The organism is Haliea atlantica (assembly GCF_054779855.1).
The window spans coordinates 1-18,367 of sequence record NZ_BAAGXL010000046.1 but is presented as its reverse complement, the minus strand read 5'-3'; the positions used below and the strand labels follow the sequence as shown (position 1 = coordinate 18,367).

The following is an 18,367-nucleotide window of genomic DNA, read 5'->3' as shown; positions in this document are numbered from 1 at the left end:
TGGCCTCCTTAATCCGGCAGATCGCCGGGCTGGTTGTCCCACTGGTCGCCGGGCGTCATGGCTTCGCCTTCACCCATCTTGAGCGCGTTGTCCATGACTTCGTCACAGACCTTCAACCTGGCGAGAACCGCGCTGGCGCGTTTCTTGTCATACACCGTCATCAGGTCGTGACGCTGGCCCATATATTGCAGAATGATGTGATACGAGTCCGCGTAGTACCGTTTGGGGTTGACGGCCCGGCCCTGTTTCTGGGCGCTGGCGCGCTGAAGTTCCCGTTCTTCTTCCTCTTCTCTGGCACGGTCATGGGTCATCATGACGAAACGATGTTTGAGCGTACGGTCATAATGGAGCCACTGCCGGCCTGTCCAGACACTGAAGGTGTCTGCCGTGAAGTCGAAGACGGCTTCACGGCGCTGTCCGGCCAGCGCCATCTTTATGAGCAGGGGGTAAGCCAAAGCCGGGCCGAACAGCCCGGCATACCAGGCCAGGCCACTCTCAGGCTTGATACCGGTGAGCAGGAAGATGGCTATGCCCCAGATGACCATGGCCAGAATCGTGCCGATCGCTTCGGCCCTCTTGATACCTTCCGGCGATAGCTCACAGGGGCGAACCCGGTAGCCTTTGACCCCGACGAGATTCTCGGTGTAAGGCTCCCCGGCGAAGGGGGAGACGTAGTGGTTCTGGCGTGTCTGGTCATTCATTGTTACGGACTCCTGACAGGCTCTCCATCACGGCTTACTGGCTGGACGCAGGCGTATTTGCCATAACGGATTCTCCGATTTAAAGTAACTCCCCTGAGAATTACGAAGACGGCTCTACGATAAAGCCTGGGTAGCCTCCATAACCGCGTGCGGGCCGCGCATCGTTGCGGTTTTATGAGGTTTATGGGGCTGTGAGCGAAGTCGTGGTGATTCCGATTGTCCGCATGGGCGATAACCGACTGATATCGCGGGAAAGTACCACCAGGTGTGAAGGTGAATGAAAGTTTCGATATTTCCAGCCTGAAAAAGCCAACCGAATTCCAGCGAGACCGCGTCCGCGACGCCTTGCGCGCTTTTCGCCAATATGGGCATGGATCTGGCGGCGGCGCTCTGACATGGCCTGAAGTCCGAGAAGCAATCGCCGTCTATACCGGAAAAGAAATTGGCGTGAACGCAAAGCGTGGCGGTGAGCGGTTGCGCCAGTTTGTAGAGGGCTATAAACGCTCGCGGCACCATGAGCTGAGGTTTCCGATACCCCAGCCCTTTGAGGCGCTGGCGGCGTTTGTCACGCACCCCGAACTGTCCTTACTCGATGAAAATGAGCTACGGGACGAGATGCCGTCCCCTCAGGCTGCATTGCGCCTCGCTGAGTTTCTTGTTCAAGGGCAGGATTTGGTTTCGACAGTGTCTGTTTCTGATCTGGAGGGACGGTACTCATTTGTCGATTTTGGCTTGCTCGATCGCACCGAAAGGGTAGATCTGATTCTGAAGCCGTCGATGGATGGAAAAATTCTTCAGGTCGAAGAGCGCCAGCGGGTCAAGGTCAAGAACACCGAGCCGGTCAGGGAAAGAGTAGCGAAAGCTCTGGAGCGAATGAAATTTGAATCTGATAGAGCGTCATTACAGCGAAGTTTGGGCTGGGCTGTGCCGACCCCGGAAGACAATCTGTTGATATTTATGAAGGACGAGGGAAACGGCCGCAATCACTATTATATATCGCTAAGTGATGTCGGGGTCTGGCAGCGTTCCCATGCGGACGAAGATGTACTCTATCTGCTCCGCAAGGATTTCGGCTTTGAGCATGATCCAGACGATTTGGACGCGGGACAATATGCCGATGTCATGCTGGAGCATGTAAAAAGCACGATGGTCTTTATGCGGCGTGAACATGAGGCGGAAGAATATGGCGCGTGATGACGATACGATATTATCGACCGAAACCGACGCAACCAAAAAACCGACACTCGAAGACTATCACCAGCAGCTGGGGCAGCGCGTTCGTCAAATCCTGGCCGCGTCGGGTGATGACAGAAAGCATAAGGTTTCCCGTCTTGGCCGGGAGTTTTTACGTGCCGCAGCACGCGGCGTCCCTAGTACGCTTGCCGTTTATCTCGATGCCGGAATCCCGGTCAATTACCAGGACTCCCAGACTGGCGAGACGGCGCTACATGCGGCGGCGCGAACAGGTGCAAGGAAAGCAGTCAGATTGCTTCTTGCCTCTGGAGAATGTAACTTCCTGATCCGCGATGCACGTGGGCGCTTTCCTTCAGAGATGGCAAATCTTTATGGTCGTGATCCCGCCCTTGCTCGTTTGCTCGGAATCAAGGAGCGAAAGCAGGCGGATCGGCTCGGTATTCAGTTAACCAGGCGTCCCCTTAATCACCCTCAGGGCAGTTGACTTTTTTCTTGCACTTAATGCCGGCCTGGGTTACGTAAAATGTGATTTTGAAACGTAACTGAGGAAAGGGGTTAGCCTCATGGATGAGTCTGACAAACTACAGAAATATCACGCCGACCTTCGAAAAAAATAAATGGCGTATTATCAAAGCCGGATTACGAGAACCACTACAAATATTCATATCTGGGACGCAATTTCATAAAGGCGGCCAGTCGCGGAATACCGAGTACGTTCAAGATTTATCTTGAAGAGGGAATGCCGGTCAATTACCAGGAGCGAGGAACAAAATTCACTGCCCTACACGCTGCCGCCGCTACGGGCGCGAGAATGACCGCAAGGCTGCTGCTTGAGACGGGCAAGTGTGATCACTTGCTGCGCGATTTCAAAGGCCGTCTCCCGTCAGAACTTGCAAATCTATATGGTAATGACCCGGCGTTGGCACATTTGTTAGGTATCAAGGAGCGGAAGCAGGGAGATCGCGAAGGAATCCGCGTGACCAGGCGTCCTATTCCAGCTCCTTAATATAGGGCCGCAGCGGCCCATCGGGATCGAAGTATTCCACCCGCTGCAATATCATCGGATGATACCCCGCCCAAATGACAAGCTGGCGTTTCAGCTTATCATTTCTGGCGAATATCCGCATGACTTCGTCTGCGGTCAGAAGGTCGTGAAGTTCTACCGATGATGTCCGGCCCGACAGTCCGTGGGCGGCCTGTTCGGGGCTGACTTCGCCGGCCCGGGACACTGCGACACGCGTCCGGCCCAGCCGTTTGCTGACATATTCCGCCGTGGCAAGGTCGTTATTGCCGAAGAATTGCAGAATACCGGCGTTCCCCGCGAAGGTTTCCCACCGCTCACCATACAGCGCCTTGCCCTGGTTCCAGTCCTGCAATACCACCCACAGCTTGACTCCGAACGACGCGATCTGGCCGGCGGCGTTCTCAAGCTGTCGCATATAGCCCAGTACCGGGAATTCATCCAGGCATGCCAGAACGGGTAGGGCGCTGCCTCGCCGGCTGCGCTCCATCGCGTCGAGCAGCTGGTTTATGAAGATGCGAAGCCAGCGACCGGCCATCTCGATCCGCGTGGCAGGAAAGCATAAATAAATCGTGATCCCATTCGGATCCTCTTTAAGGTCTCTCAAGCTGAAATCATTGCTCTTGAGGACATTGCGAAGCGCGGTATAGTCGAGAAATTTCGTGTGCCGCCGTATCGTTGACAGCACGCTGTCACGCTCACGGTCGGCTTTCTCATAAAAACTTCGTGCAGAGCCCTCAATCGCGTGGCCGATATCCTCTGTCTCGGTGCAGTTTTGCAGCCGCACAGCATTTTCCAGCATGGCCCGCTCCAGCATCAGGAGATCGTCATCTTCCGTGACGTCCGGGTCGTCCATCATGATGGCCTGGATCAATTCCCGCACCTTGACGATATGACGTTCTTTTTCGTGTTCGGGCGCGGTGGCGACATGCAGGATCAGTCCCTCGATAAAATCGCGGGCGCTTTCGTCCCAGTGCGGATCTTTGTTGCCGCCTTGCGGCATGGCAACTATGGCGTCGGCGATGAGATTGGCATCCTCAATGATCGTCGGGCTGTCGATCGTTAGAACCGACATGGGATTGTAGGACGCTCTGAAGCCGGCGAGATCGTCGGATACATACTCGAAAGGATCCAGAATATAGACTTTCTGTCCCTGCGCCGCGCGGGCTTTCGCAGTTGTATTTGCAAGTTCTCCCTTGGGGTCGGTAGCCAGCACGCTCCCCTGGTAAAAGAACAGATTACCGATCAATGTGACAGACTTGCCCGCGCGGGAACCAGCCACGGTCAAAACGTGCCGGTTATCCTCGATCCCGATGAGGCGATCTTCGACCGCGCCCATCAGGATCTTGGCACCGGATTCTTGCGGATCGAAATGCAGCGCCCGGCTGGCGCGAATATCATCGATATTCTGCCAGCGGGCCTGCGGCACGCTTTGCTGCGCCAGATACCGCGTGGCGACGCCGCGCGGTATGTCTTTGGTGAATTTCTCCTGATAGTCAGTCATGGCAATACTCCTGTCGAAGTAGGGGGTCAATCACTACCGCCGGGCCGGCCGTCGCCTCTGCGGCGGGGGCGGCCCCGGGCTTTGCCGGTCTTGCTGGTGACATTCACCGCAAGGCCGGCCTGGACGGCAATTTTTCGGATCTCGGCGGCGGCCTCCTTTTTGCGCTGCTTATCGCGCGCCTCAAGTTCGGCCTCGATTGCTGCTTTCATATCGTTAAGCTCGGTGTCACTCAGCACCTTCAAATTCTGCTCAAACATGTTTGTCTTCTCCTGACTTAAGGGGTGGCATCACGAGATGCCGTTATGGCGGCAGTACCGCACCACGGCCTGCCAGTAGGTGACAGCCCGCTCGTTTTCAAGAAACTGTGCGGTTGCCAGATGGCGTTCTGCCAGAATGAAAACTGACCCGAATGAGGTTTCTGTTTCCTCTAACACCGCACGAGCGCCATTCCTGATTGCCTGGTGAAAATTGATTTCTTGTTTCATGATCCACGCTCCTGTTTCCCGCTTTCTGTGGCGGATGTTACGGCCGCCGTTGGAAGAAATCTTAGGGGTGGATGAGACTGCCAAACCGCGCAGAGGCCGCGCGCAAATCGGGGCGTGAATTAGGGCGGTGACAAGACATGGGAAGCCGTACCCGAGAAGGCTTGAAAAATGATGCGGAAATGCCTGGGTAGATAAGGAAAAAATTGGCCGTCAAAGCTGGCGAAAAAAGCCGTTGAGTTCCTGGCGAAAATGCCGCTATAAATGGCGTCACTAATGTCGGTCTGGATATCTCATAGAGGCCGCAACTATCTCTTGTTTACATATTGTTAATGCAACCAATGCTAATCTGGACAATATAAAGGCAGAAAAGCGTTCAGGTTGAGTACAAGGTGTGCGCGGTAGTACCACTTCGTGGTCTCCAGCCGCGCCCACCTTGCGGGGGGATTGCCTATCCCCCGCGTACCCCCCTGGGAATCCCTAAGCGCACAAACGGCTTTTGGCCGTTTTCCGCTAACGGATTGGCGCAGGCCCTTTTTGCCGGTGGAAAAAGGACGCTGCGGAAACGGACATGCCGCCGTTTCATCGCGGCCTCAAGGGAGGTTTCGGCGCTCCCCTGAGAACCCCATCCGGCAAAGGGATTTCGCTCCCCTTGCAACCCTCGACCAGGGAGCGCGCCGCTGCCCCCTGAACCCCAGGGCCAAAAGGAGATTCCGCTCTCCCTTTGGAAGCCCATCGGGCAGGGGGATAATCCCCCTTGCAACCCCGGTGACGGCGGGGCGGTAATTGCCTGTATTTAGACAGCGCCTGTCCGCGCGATTGATGCGCGGTTATGAGGGACGGCGTGGCATTAACGTTATGCACATGGAGACGAAGAAGGGAAAGAAGCGAGAAGCACCGATATCATACCGCCCGCCGGCGGCGTTGCGGGATGACTTCCATGCCCGCGTGGAGCGCTCCGGCCTCACCATCAGCGGCTTTATCACCAGGGCGGTGTTTGGGACGGAACCGGGCCGCGCCGCCCGCCGGCCTGCCATCGAAGAAAAAATGCTGGCAAAGCTGCTCACAGAAGCCGCCGCGATCCGGCAACTGTTCCAGGATATCGAGGCTCCCGGGGAAAAAGAGAACAGCCAGGAAATTGAGCGGGCAGTGCAGTGCCTGGAAGACATCCGTGCCGCGATCTTTACGAGCCTGAGACGAAAGCCATGATCCCGTTTGGCTCACAGCGCGGATTAGGCCAGGATCTGGCTGCTCACCTCCAGAATACCCAGGACAATGAGTATCTGGAGGTGGCCGACCTACGCGGCTCCGTAGCGCAGGATCTGGAGGGCGCATTTGCCGAGTGGGAATTGCAGGCCCGCACCCTCACCAAGTGCCAGAAATACCTCTACAGCCTCTCGGTCAATCCCGACGACCGGCAGGGCCAGCTCACCCGTGACCAATATATGGATTACATCGACCGCGCAGAAGAACGTCTGGGGCTGTCCGGCCAGCCCCGCGCCGTCGTGTTTCACATCAAGGAAGGGCGGGAGCATGCCCACGTAGTCTGGTCACGAATTGATGCGGCCCGGGAGAAGGCCGTTCACATGCCGTTCGACAAGGACAAGCTGATGATGGTCACGCGGGAGTTTGCCCGCGATCATAACCTTGAACTGCCCGCCGGCTATTACAATGAGGGCGACGATGAGCGCTCCGGCCAGATGAGTCTTTACGATAAAGCCGCCGAGCGGGAAACCGGCCTGTCGAAAGCCGATCACATGGAGCAGGTGACCGACATCTGGAGCCGCTCCGATAACGCCCGATCCTTTGTCAACGGGCTGGCCGAGAAAGGTTACATCCTGGCCACCGGCCGCCGCCCTTATGTGCTGGTGGATTTTTACGGCGGGCAGCATGCCCTGCCGCGCCTGATCAAGGACAAAACCATACGAACGACCGATATCCGCGCGTTCCTTGAAAAAGAGTATCCGCCCGGCGAACTGCCGTCCGTGGATGAAGCCAAAAAACTGACTTACGAGCATCGCAAATCGCTGGAAAAGGATCTGAAGAATGAACAGGCAGGGGCGAGGCTTGATCAGCTCAAACGGCACCAGAAAGCCCGCCGCGACGAGACTGAACGAGAGGCAGCCGCTTTGCGTCAGAGGCAGCATAAGGAGCGGCTCGATCTCGCCCTGAAACATCGCCGCGAACGCCAAACCCTGCGGCGCCAATTCCATGCGGAAATGAAGGCGATTCGCGAGCGCCGGCACGAAAACCGCCCGGCCGGTCTTGCCGCCTTTTTAGGGCGCGTGACAGGAATCGAACTTGTGCGGCGTAAGCTCCACAAGTACCAGGACAAAAGACGGCTCGAAGCATATCTTGCGGCGCGGAACCGGCTGCGTGATGAGCAGCGCACTGAGCGGGAAGAGTTGCAGCGCCTTCAGGAGGCCCGAAGTCTCGATATGGGCCGGAAGTTACGAGCGCTGGATAAGATCGAACGTAAAGAGCGCAAGTCCCTTGAGACTTCGCTGAAACAGGATATCCGGGTACAGGCACGCGGCGGCGGAAAACAGATGCCATCCCTGGCTCTGGATCTTCGCCCTCCCGGTCGCCGGGCCGTTCCGCATAAGGCGAAGAACCGGCACATCTCGCCCTTTGCCGACCGGCAGCGTAAGGCCGAGGAACTTGAAGCCGCGTTTGGGCGCGGTGTTGAGGGCACTACCCGTCGTAAGCAGGTGGATCTCGAAGGAGACTTTACGCGCGCCGCCGAAGGTGAGAAAGGCAGCGAGGGGCGGGGGGCATCGGATGGCCCGAGGCCCGCCTTTGAAAACAAAATCCGCCGCTATGGCAGCAAGCGGCGCGGACGCGACAACGAACACGACCGAGGGCGTTAAAACGACATCGGATCGTAGGTAGGCGCAGGCGATAATCTTTCCATGAGCGGCTTTGCTTGCCCAAATTTCAAACCCATTTTTTTACTAAAAGATAACGATTTATGTGTTATTGATTAAGAATGCCGTTTTTGTATGACGGCATCGGGGCTTAGAAACCCTGCTATGTGCGGCAAAGCAAGCCGAAAATTGCTCCTTGGCCATTATGGCCGGGGGGCAATGGCGTATGTCCAGACCTTACTGGTTAAAGGCCATTGCGGCTGTTCACATAGCAGTTTTCTAACCTCCGGCCACCTCCAAAGGGTGGTTTTCTTTTGGAAGCAAAGGAGGAAGCTGTGGCAGCAAGGTCAAGGAAGACATATCTCTATCTAATCATTTTTATCCTGGTTTCATTTGCCGGCGGTGTCCTGACAGGCCTGCTCTCCGCTAAGGCCGGTGACGGAATCACAGCCGTCGAAGTCGATAGCGCGAATAATGTAGTTCGTTTTTACGCCGGGGGCAAAGAGGTAGCCATTCTCGGTTCACAAGGCATGCATGTCTTTGGCGATCTGAGCTACAACGGCGTTCTTATGGACGGAACGCCGGTTCATATAGCGCAGGGGGGTGCAAATGATACGGATGAGTAAGCTGTTACCATTTGGCGCCCAAGCGTTTCTTTTGGTTCTGTTTATCACGCTCCCGGCGCTGGCACAGGAAACTCAGCCCGGCGATCCATGTAATCCCGGTGAAGCTCATCTCATGCGACACGCGGCTGGCCCGGAAAATCCGGGTACCGGATATATGCTCGTTTGTGACGGTGCTACATGGAACGCAATCAATGAATGGGATACCGCAACCGGAAATTCCCTATTTCAGGTTGATTATGATGCGGGAGGGTGTGACGGCACCAAAGAGGGGCGTATTCGCTTCCTCAGCACCGGCGACCCGCCATGGGAATATTGCGACGGGGCGAGCTGGGTAAATTTTAAGCAGCCCCGGTGCCAGGACGATGACACCGGGGAGTGCTATCTACAAGCTACCCGGTCGAACGATGACCCGGAATTTATAGCTGATAACATCGCCGATGGCGTGAATATCCTTGGAGTGACGGGGACATATACGCCAAAAATTTCGGTGGCAGGTGCTATAAGCAATCAAGACCTGACTAACCCTGACAGTGTCACTGTTGCTGGAGATTATGCTTATATTGCGAGTGAGAATGCTACTCTTACAATAATCGATCTCACCGATAAGACTAATCCATCGCAAGTTGGTTCACTGGATACGCAGCCTTATGTTGCCGATTATGCGAAGGGAGTCGCTGTCGCTGGAAATTATGCATATGTCACGAAAAGTCAGCAAGACGAGCTGGTCATAATTGATATTACAAATCCAGCAAGCCCATCTGAGGTTGGTTCTATAAGTGGCGCTGATTTGGATGGTGCAGATGGGTTGGCGCTATCTGGTGACTATGCCTATATCGCTAGCTTTATGGCTGATGGCATCACTGTGATAGATGTTTCCGACCCTGAAAGTCCCACGCAAATGGGGGCGGTTAGCAGCACTGACATGGATGCTGCTCGTGGCGTTGCGGTGGCGGGGAACTACGCTTATGTAGCATCCGCGTCAGCTGACTCTCTTACCGTCATCGATGTTTCTGACCCTACAAACCCGACACAGGTGGGCGTTTTCAGCTCCGGTGATCTAGAGGGCGCATGGGATGTTGAGGTGGTTGGTGATTACGCTTATATCGCAAGTTTTCAGGGAAGAAGCTTGACTATAATTGACATCTCAAACCCCGCCAACCCCGTAAAAGCCGGATCCTTAACCAACACTGACTTTCGGCCATATGGTGTGGACGTGGCTGGGAATTATGCTTATTTATCAGCCGATTATAATGATCGGTTCGTTGTTATTGACATATCTGATCCCACAAACCCGATTCAAATTGATGCCCTAACTAGTTCCGAAATAGATGACCTCTGGGACGTTGAAGTCGCCGGCGGTTATGCATTTGTCGTTAGCAAAAATCCCGGCAATACTTTATCGATTATCGACCTTGCCGGAACATATAAGGTGGCGGAGTATTTTGACTGTACTGATGACAATCTCGATATTTGTGTCCTGCCGCAGAACCGATCCAAATACGATACCCAATTTAAACCAGAAAATATCGCCGATGGCGTGAATATTCTCGGCGTGTCAGGGACTTATAGCCCAAGTCTTTCGCAGATGGGTAGCGTCAGCAGCGTCAATCTTGACGGCGCGTCTGATGTTGCGGTGGCTGGTGATTATGCTTATGTTGCGAGCTACAATTCAGAAAAGCTTACTGTAATCGATATTTCAAATCCGGCGGCCCCAGTCACTGTGATCAGCCTCGCCAGTGCCTATCTAGGTAGCGCCTGGATGGTAGATGTGGCGGGCGATTACGCTTATGTTACGGGATATGGGTCTGATAGGCTTACTGTAATTGATATTTCAAATCCGGCGAGTCCGGTGGAGGTGGGATTCGCAAGCCTTTTTACTCAGCCGCGCGGCGTGTCAATATCAGGAGATTACGCTTATGTGACACTCTCTGGCTTCATGGGTTCTGATAACTCAGTGCAGGTAATAGATATATCCGATCCTGCCAATCCGTCGATAGTCGGCGGCATACTTAGCGGCACTCTTAATGGGGCATTTGGCATAGATACTGCAGGTGATTACGTTTATGTTGCGGCCGACGACAGCTTAGTAGTAATTGATGTTTCAAACCCTCTTAGCCCGACCGAAGTGGGCAGCGTTAGCAGCGTCAATCTTGACAACGCTTACGATGTTGCGGTAGCAGGCGAATATGCTTATGTAGCAAGCTACAATTCTGATCAAGTTACGGTAATAGATATTTCAAATCCGGCGGCCCCAGTTGAAGTGGCCAGCATCACGGGCGCCAATCTTGATGGCGCGGGCAGCATCACAGTGGCAGGAGATTACGCCTACGTTGCAAGCAGGGATTCTGATGGTCTCACCGTGATCGATATATCAAACCCGGCATCTCCAATTGAAGTGGACGCTTTCACTAGCGTCAATATTGATGGGGCGTACGATGTCGCCGTGGCGGGGGATTACGCCTATGTCGTGGGCAGAAATTCCGACAGCTTGACGGTAATCGACCTTGCCGGGACGTACAAGGTCGCCGAGTACTTTGATTGTACGAATGATAATCTCGATACTTGTGTACTGCCGCAGAACCGATCCAGATATGATGCAGAATTCAAACCGCAGAACATTGCGGATGGTGTCAATATTTTGGGTGTCACGGGGACTTTTACGGGGGGCAATACAACGCCACCAACCAATTGTCCGAATATCGGCGACACATGTGATGACGGGTCGATCTATGCGGGGCTGACGCCGGATGGTGACGTAAAAATGTACACGACGGCCACGGACGCGCCCAGCACCTACACTTGGAATGATGGCACGACCAATTACACAGATATGTCAATGACAAACTGTACGGACACATCACCCGGTACGGCGGCGACCTGTCAGACCGGCGAGGCCAACACGGCCTTTTTGGTCGGCGCGACGGGCGAGCCGGATTATCCGTTCGCGGCCGCCGAATATTGCGACGGTCTCTCGGCGCATGGCCATGATGACTGGTATCTACCGGCGCAGGATGAGCTGAACGTACTCTATACAAACAAGAATACAGGTGCTTTGAACAGTACGTTTAACGAATCGAGTGGGTGGTACTACTGGTCTTCTTCGGAACAAAGTGTGAATTTTGTGCGGATTCAGGGATTTAGCGATGGCTACCAGGGGTACATCAACAAGAACTCGGCCTACAACCTAGTTCGTTGTGTCAGGCGATGAATGACTTGCTTAAGAAAATTCATAAATGCGTTTGAGAAAGGGCAATAATGAGGAGCTTTTTATTAGCTATAAGGTCGCATTTTCTTACAATCAAGGACGATGATCCTCTCGGTAAAGGTGGCTTCCCTCAGTCTGGTTTTACACTAATCGAAGTGGTGTTAGTGATTTTGATTGGTGGTATTATTTTGAGCGCCATATCTTCCGCCTTGATGACTTATGTTCGCAATGCGGAGTTAAAAACAACACAGCACCGCCTTCAGGCCATAGAAGATGGCTTGCAGCAATTCTTGAGTATGAATGGGCGTTTGCCCTGTGCGGCATCGCGGAAGGCTTCCGTCGATACCGAAGACTTCGGACGCGAGGTCACGAGTAACTGTAGCGATGGTGACAAACCCGGCACCGAACGTGTCACGGGGCGCGATGGGCAGAAGATCCGCATTGGTGTTGTACCGACAAGAACAATTAACCTGCCGGATGATTATGCCGCCGATTCCTGGGGAAATCGGTTTAGCTATGCCGTTACGGAAGTCCTGGCCACGCCGAATGCTTTTGATCGAGAACTTGGCGCGATCTCTGTGGTGGACAGCGCCGATAACTCCGTCGTCACGCCCGAAGGCGGCGCGCACTATGTCGTGATAAGCCATGGCGATGATGGCCTCGGTGCATACACGATCTGGGGCGTGCAGGGGGAGGCGTGCGATACGTCTGCCCTTGATGGCGCGAATTGTGATGACACCGATGTCTTTCGAAAAACCACGCTCACTTCCAGCGCTGATTCGGCAGCGCATTATGATGATCTGGTTTCGGTGCGGGCGAATTCGGTGTTTGGTGCGGGCGTTCCTGCCGGCGCGCTGATGGCATTTAATCTGTCTGCCTGTCCGCCCGGCTGGGTTCCGTACACAGAGGCCGGGGGGCGCACGATCATCGGTTCCGGCGAATATGACGAAAGTTATGACCCGCCGGGGCGTGATGGATGGAGCTTTAACACAGCTTATGAATCTGGTGATACTGGCGGCTTCGCAACCTGGAGGCCGACTTTTGCGGAGCTTGGTCTTGCTGTCGATACATACGGAACCAATCGTTATCCCTCCAGCGGCGGATCCTTTTTGTTTGCTTATGACACCGGTACGGGGCCGCAGCCAACCGAGAACCGGTCACCGTATATCGCCAAGCTCTACTGTGAGAAAACGTAGGAGGGCTTGATGGGAACCAATGCAGATAAAAATGGACTTGGGCTTGGCGATGTTGCCGGGTATTCGCTGATTGCGACAGCAATGATGATCCTTGCTGTCGGCTTTATGATGCCGGTGGGATTACATCTTCATCATGTATGGAAGGAGAAGAAGCGTCAGACAGAAATTTTGCGCGAGATGACTGATAACGAACATGCGCTTCGTTCTTTCATGGCAGAACACGGTCGTTATCCGTGCCCTGCGCCTCTGGATGCGCAGCCCGATACCGGTACCTTTGGGCGCGAGGTCAGTGACGATTGCACAGCAAGCGATCATCCAGGCACGTTTCGTGCCGATGGTCGTGGCGGCCGCATGGTACGCATTGGCGCATTGCCCACGCGGTCAATGAATATTGCTGATGAAGATGCCCTGGATCCATGGGGGCATCGTTATGTTTATGCTGTTACTGAACTCTATGCCACCGAAGAAGCTCCGTTCGATAAAGATATGGGAGCGATTACGGTTGTTGATGGAGATGAGAACAGCGCAAGCTCAAGCGACGGGAATCTTGTTCATCTATTGCTGAGCCAGGGGCCTGACCCGCGCGGGGCCTATAATCGTTACGGCAACCTGGTAGAGCCGTGCGCGGTAGGCACCCCAGCCGGCGAAAACTGCGAGTTCGATGCGACCTTTGCTAATACGGTCTCACGAAGCTATGGGGATGAGGTCGCCAGTTTTACCCACCGCTTGACTTATCAGACGGTTTCCCTGCCGACGACTTGTACAGAACGGATTGCAGAAGCGGTTACCGGTGATGGTGCGGGACTTGATGCCGAAACATTTCCTATGCCTGGCGATATTGCTTATCTTGTCGATACGTCGGGTAGTATGGGTAGCGGTGAGACGACCAACTGTCCCCCGGAGATGAAGCCTTTCTGTACAAGAATAGATATTGCTCGGTGGGCGCTGCGTCGTGTTGTGCCAGCCCGCATCAAACAACAAAAGGAAATGGTGGAAAGTGGAGAGCCGTCACAGGAGACAGAATTAACCGGCTTCATCACAAATCAGGCGATAGAATCACGCATAAGAAGTAGCTTACGTAATATCAGTATTGATGACCCAGATCGCCTGGAGCCGCGGATCCAGCGTATGTGCCCAAGTGGCTCAACGCCTTTGGGCGCTCACATCGGTGCGTTAGCAGACAGGCTTGGTAACGGAACAGATGAGCGACCTAACGCTGTGCTGGTTATTTCAGATGGTTTGAGCAATATGGGGATTAATCCAATCAATGCAGCGCACAGAATAGCGTCAACGTATCCTAACTTACAAGTCCACATTATCGATGTGAAAGGCAATCCGAGTCTCGCACGGGTCGCCGAGATTACCGGTGGAAAATATTTTCTTGCGCGGCAAAGTGAGCTTCTCCTCTCTGCTCTAAACACACTGTCCGGAATTTGTACGGATTTTGTTCCGCCTGAGCCTCCGAAAGATCTTCCTGGTTGCGGGAGCAACGGCGGTTGGTGGCGTTGAGGGTGTTATTGGATGCAGCTTGCCTGTCAAGGATTGGTGAGCGCTGATTGTCTTGCGTAGCCAAGGGTGCTTCTTCTTGATGTTATTCAGGACAGTTCATAACTCCAGCCTCAGATATATATCCCTGACCTCATCCGGCTGAATTCCCAGGTAATCCAGCGTTTCTCTTTGGCTCTGGTGGCCGAAGGCCTCCATCAGGATCGGTATCGGTGTCCGCATTTTGATCCGCTGGTGATAGCCCCAGGTTTTTCTGAGTGAGTGGCTGCCGTAGTTGCCGGACAGGCCCGCTTCCCTGGCCCAGTTCTTGACCATGCGGCTCACTGTCGAGACGGTGAGGGCGTCACCGGATGCGGAGAGGAAGAGAGGGCGCTTGGCGCTGCTGTGGTCTGGATAGACCGCCAGCCAATTCTGAACAGCTTGATACGCGGGCCGGTTCAGGGGCGTGGCCCGATACTTTCCGGTTTTTCGCTGTTTCAGCTCCAGCAGGTCGCCGATTTCCAGGTGTTGCACCTGGCCGACGGTCAGGGACAGCAGCTCGTTGGCACGAAATGCCGTATTGATCCCGAGGGTGAACAGGCACAGATCACGCGGCCTGTCCGCCAGCATGGCCTTGATGGCGGCAATCGCGGCCGGATCACGGATCGGCTCGACCTTGATCGCCGAGCCCTTCTTCGGGTGATTGGGATTGCGGCCCTTAGCCCTGGGCATTGGATTTCTGCGCCTTTCCGCAGAGGGCCAACTTTTCCTTAGAAGTTGGCGCTCCCTACTTTATACCTGATTTAAAAGAGTTTTTCCGCCCTGTTCTTATATCGAATCAGGGTAAATACGCCCCCGTATATAGCGGAATGGAATATGACATCAAGAAATAAGGATAAGTTGGTTATGAGGGTTTGTAAATGAAATCTGGAGCATCTGAGGTGGCCCTGGCCGGCGGCGGCCAAGCCCGGCTGATTTTTGAGCTATTCAATTGTGAGAAGTGTTAATGATGAATAACGAAGCAACATGCTTACATTGTTCAGAACCGCTGAGCCCACAGGCAAAAACATGTCCCAAATGTGGTCATCCCCAAGGCTGGTTAAACCAGAGTGTTGGGGTCACCTGGGGGGCTTACTTAATAGCCCTCGTTGTCAGCGGTATAGTTGCTTTCGCAGTCTTTGATTTTGAGAATTCGTACGTTTCGTTGTTCGTGATGCTCGCGCTTACACCGATCCTGGCATTTGCCTGGAAAGGTATTTCAAGAAAAAGCCTCTAGGCTTCGCTAATCAGCAGTGGCAGCAGGCGTTTGGTGCCGCTACCGTTGCGACAGCGTTTTTGTTGAAAATCCGCAGTTTTGTCTAAACTGATGAGTCAGAAGTGTCGGCACGCTGTCGGTCGCTATCATCGATAGACACATTTTAACACCCTTAAAAATTAGCAAAAATTCATAAAGCGATGAGGACTGAGTGATGATAAAAAAACTCAAGACGAGCGTTATTACATCGGTTGGCTCCCTGCTACTGGTGGCTGGTTTGCCAGTCAAAGCAGATCTCGTAGAAGAGCTGTCCGATACCTCTGCCATCCCCAAAGGGCTATTGCTGCTCAAATACCACCCGGACACTATTCCAGAAAAACAGGTACTTAGCCTCGCGGGCCAGCAGATTGGGAAGGACTGGCGCGCCAATGAATACTCGAAAGACGATCATGTCTATATGTTTCGGAAAGATCAGGTGGCGGAACGCCCCACGAAGTTTACCGGCAGAAAGGTCGCGCCCGAATACAGGGAAAAGCTGATGGAATATGCCAGCTCGTTGCCCGATGAACTCTATCTGGAAGAAATCAGTCGCTTGGATTACAGAATGTATAAGGACGGGAAGCTCCAGTACGAAGAACAGCATGCTGGCGGTACGGGGAAGATAGGAGCCGTAGATAAGATGTCCTTTATTTCTGAAAACGAGAAGCTAAAATACCCGCCACTTGGCAGTTATGAAATACTGATGTCAGGTATTCCCCAGCTGCACGGTAGTCTCCCTTCTGCTCTCCCAGAAACTATCCAACGCCTTGAAACCATAAGGGGGGTGAGGGGCCATCTGGCTTTAGATCGTAAGCCGATTATTCCTGCAATTGAGATGGATGCCGAGACAGCGGAGGCGCTGTGGAGAAAGCCCGATTGTAATCCTGTAGGCATAGCCTACATTGCTGATATGCCCCGTGATGAGGCTGAGGCAAAGGCAGAAGAGTGCCGTAAAAAATTAGAGAAATACGGCGAAGCTGAAATCAGAACGATCTATCATCTGGCGATTTCCGATGTGGTTCTAGTGGATCGTAACTGGATCGTAAAGGCAAAGGTTAAAAGTGTCGAAGTCCACGGCCCTGGCCAGCGACTACTTCGCCGATATTCTGCTTCCGATTTACCGTTAGCCGAAGACAGCTGGGAAAAGCAGAAAGCTGCCCAAATGCTGGAAGAGGAAAAGAAGCTGGCCGAGCTGGATAGGGCCGCAGCTGAAGCAAAGGCGGGTGATCGGGCATTGAAGAAATTCTTGGATAACCAGCGAGATCTCCTAGCTGCTGCGGACATTACTGGCCTTCATCTGGGCATGAATATTGATGAGGCAGAGAGCGTTATCCAAAACAATATGGAAGTTAAATGGCAGGTCAAGAATACGTCGGCAAACAGAATGGGTCGAAAGAGTTTTCTGTTCGACCCCTTTAGCGAGTACCTAGGGTACATTCGTGCTGATGGAAAAGAGCAGGTAACGTTGTTTGTGTATAAAGATCAATCGCAGAGGATCTATGGAATTGCGCGAATGGTCTTATTTCCAGATTCCGTATCAGACGAAGAGGTTACTGCCCAACTTTTAGATAAATATGGAAGTCCGGCTTATGACGGCCATCATCTAATCTGGACAGCCGATTTTGGACATATTGATCGCACACATTTTGCATTCAAGAATATAGATGATAGAAAGACAGCATACAGAAATGGAAGCTGTCGGGTGGATGTGTTTGGTGGGCTTTTTCGCTATATTCAAAGAATCGATGGAAGTGAAATTTCAATCGATGAGAGACGAGGAATACGAACCAGCCCCCCAATGATCCGTGTGAACAGTGGCAAGACACAGAGCAGCGGTGAGCCTTACGATAGTGATAAATGGGCAAGATGCGGCCCAACGGTAGTTGCAGAGATTCGAGATAGTCCCCAAGTGGGTTGGAAGCAATTGACAATCGGCCTCCTTGATCTGAGTGAATACGCAGAAGCATACAGAACCAGGATACAGAAAAAGCAAAGAAAAAATGATTCGTCGATTCCGGCGATATAGCTGGTACTAACTGGCGTCAAAGCAACATTAGACAGACAACTCCGAATTTTGATGCGAGCAGCAGCGGTTAGCCTATTATGTCGGCGGTAAGGTATCTTTCTTAAAGGCGGAAATGCACGAGCTATAAAACCGTATAGTTCGACTTGCTACCGACAGCCCGTGAACAGCCGACTTGACAATATCTCGGGGCGGGGCCTCTTTCCTCGGCTGTCAGTCATGGCACCATAACTGATATTGAAAGTACACGCCAATGGAAACGTTATGAAAAAAGGTATTTGGAAATTTTTGTTTTTTGTTATTACTTCGGCGTTGTTTACTACGATACCTCTCGTCATAACGAGCAATTCTCCTGAATCAATGTCTATAAGCAATGAAGTGTTGAGCGGCATATTTACGTTTCTTCTAATATCAATATTCTCTACACCTGTCGCACTGATTTGGTTGATTATTTCTTATAAGGTCGGCTCGATAGTATCGAAGCGACCAATTATTGATGTCATAGTCGGCGCGTTAGCCGGTGCGATATTATACATGGTCTTTTTGAGTGGATCTGCGGAATCGGTATCAAAGATGATTCGCCCTATTCTGTGTTTCATGTTTGGCTTTGGTGTGACCGCATGGGTATATTGGAGAAAATATGCCCCTCAAAAAAGACTGGTTTCAGATAGGTAATTTGGAGGAAAAATCAATGTTGAAGACAAATAAAATGGTTCTTCGTCATTTCATGTGGATTTCAGGATCGAGCCCGCAGGGCTGGCAATCAGGT

General features: G+C 53.1%; 14 protein-coding genes. 9 read left to right on the top strand and 5 right to left on the bottom strand.

What is annotated here, in order from left to right:
- Positions 1-8: 8 nt before the first annotated feature.
- On the bottom strand, positions 9-701 hold the full coding sequence (locus ACYVGS_RS18080) for a hypothetical protein (protein WP_460590090.1): 693 nt from the start codon (positions 699-701) through the stop codon (positions 9-11).
- Between the two features lie 273 nt (positions 702-974).
- Between ACYVGS_RS18080 and ACYVGS_RS18075 the strand changes: the two genes are divergently transcribed.
- Positions 975-1,895 carry a hypothetical protein gene (locus ACYVGS_RS18075; RefSeq protein WP_460590089.1) on the top strand — a complete coding sequence of 307 codons (921 nt, stop codon included), beginning with the start codon at positions 975-977 and terminating at the stop codon, positions 1,893-1,895.
- Complete coding sequence (locus ACYVGS_RS18070; RefSeq protein ID WP_460590088.1) at positions 1,885-2,379, top strand: ankyrin repeat domain-containing protein; 495 nt, start codon at positions 1,885-1,887, stop codon at positions 2,377-2,379. Before ACYVGS_RS18075 ends, ACYVGS_RS18070 begins: the two co-directional genes overlap by 11 nt.
- Positions 2,380-2,884: 505 nt before the next feature.
- On the opposite strand, the gene ACYVGS_RS18065 is transcribed toward ACYVGS_RS18070, so the two are convergent.
- Genes ACYVGS_RS18065 through ACYVGS_RS18055 form a run of 3 tightly spaced genes read right to left on the bottom strand, consistent with a single transcriptional unit; the run spans position 2,885 to position 4,905 of the window.
- Positions 2,885-4,420 (bottom strand): type IV secretory system conjugative DNA transfer family protein, encoded by a 1,536-nt coding sequence (locus tag ACYVGS_RS18065; RefSeq protein ID WP_460590087.1) that lies wholly within the window; start codon positions 4,418-4,420, stop codon positions 2,885-2,887.
- 26 nt (positions 4,421-4,446) lie between these two features.
- Positions 4,447-4,677 carry a hypothetical protein gene (locus tag ACYVGS_RS18060; RefSeq protein WP_460590086.1) on the bottom strand — a complete coding sequence of 77 codons (231 nt, stop codon included), beginning with the start codon at positions 4,675-4,677 and terminating at the stop codon, positions 4,447-4,449.
- 30 nt (positions 4,678-4,707) lie between these two features.
- The gene (locus ACYVGS_RS18055; protein WP_460590085.1) at positions 4,708-4,905 is read right to left on the bottom strand and encodes a hypothetical protein; all 198 of its coding nucleotides are present in this window, start codon (positions 4,903-4,905) and stop codon (positions 4,708-4,710) included.
- Positions 4,906-5,766: 861 nt separating this feature from the next.
- Here ACYVGS_RS18055 and ACYVGS_RS18050 point away from each other — a divergent pair.
- The 6 genes from ACYVGS_RS18050 to ACYVGS_RS18025 all read left to right on the top strand — a co-directional run bounded on the left by ACYVGS_RS18050 (position 5,767) and on the right by ACYVGS_RS18025 (position 14,305).
- Positions 5,767-6,111 (top strand): hypothetical protein, encoded by a 345-nt coding sequence (locus tag ACYVGS_RS18050; protein ID WP_460590084.1) that lies wholly within the window; start codon positions 5,767-5,769, stop codon positions 6,109-6,111.
- Entirely contained in the window at positions 6,108-7,772 is a 1,665-nt protein-coding gene (locus ACYVGS_RS18045; RefSeq protein ID WP_460590083.1) for a relaxase family protein, read from the top strand. The genes ACYVGS_RS18050 and ACYVGS_RS18045 overlap by 4 nt, the downstream gene beginning before the upstream one ends.
- 311 nt (positions 7,773-8,083) lie before the next feature.
- Positions 8,084-8,395 carry a hypothetical protein gene (locus ACYVGS_RS18040; protein ID WP_460590082.1) on the top strand — a complete coding sequence of 104 codons (312 nt, stop codon included), beginning with the start codon at positions 8,084-8,086 and terminating at the stop codon, positions 8,393-8,395.
- Positions 8,388-11,603: an Lcl domain-containing protein gene (locus tag ACYVGS_RS18035; protein ID WP_460590081.1), complete on the top strand. Its 3,216-nt coding sequence runs from the start codon at positions 8,388-8,390 to the stop codon at positions 11,601-11,603. The genes ACYVGS_RS18040 and ACYVGS_RS18035 overlap by 8 nt, the downstream gene beginning before the upstream one ends.
- A 47-nt stretch (positions 11,604-11,650) precedes the next feature.
- Positions 11,651-12,796, top strand: a complete 1,146-nt coding sequence (locus tag ACYVGS_RS18030; RefSeq protein ID WP_460590080.1) for a prepilin-type N-terminal cleavage/methylation domain-containing protein — start codon at positions 11,651-11,653, stop codon at positions 12,794-12,796.
- 9 nt (positions 12,797-12,805) lie between these two features.
- On the top strand, positions 12,806-14,305 hold the full coding sequence (locus tag ACYVGS_RS18025) for a vWA domain-containing protein (RefSeq protein ID WP_460590079.1): 1,500 nt from the start codon (positions 12,806-12,808) through the stop codon (positions 14,303-14,305).
- A gap of 96 nt (positions 14,306-14,401) precedes the next feature.
- Here ACYVGS_RS18025 and ACYVGS_RS18020 read toward each other — a convergent pair whose 3' ends face one another.
- On the bottom strand, positions 14,402-15,013 hold the full coding sequence (locus ACYVGS_RS18020) for a site-specific integrase (RefSeq protein ID WP_460590078.1): 612 nt from the start codon (positions 15,011-15,013) through the stop codon (positions 14,402-14,404).
- Between the two features lie 737 nt (positions 15,014-15,750).
- Here ACYVGS_RS18020 and ACYVGS_RS18015 point away from each other — a divergent pair.
- A complete protein-coding gene (locus tag ACYVGS_RS18015) occupies positions 15,751-17,601 on the top strand; it encodes a hypothetical protein (protein WP_460590077.1) in 1,851 nt (616 codons plus the stop codon).
- Positions 17,602-18,367 lie beyond the last annotated feature (766 nt).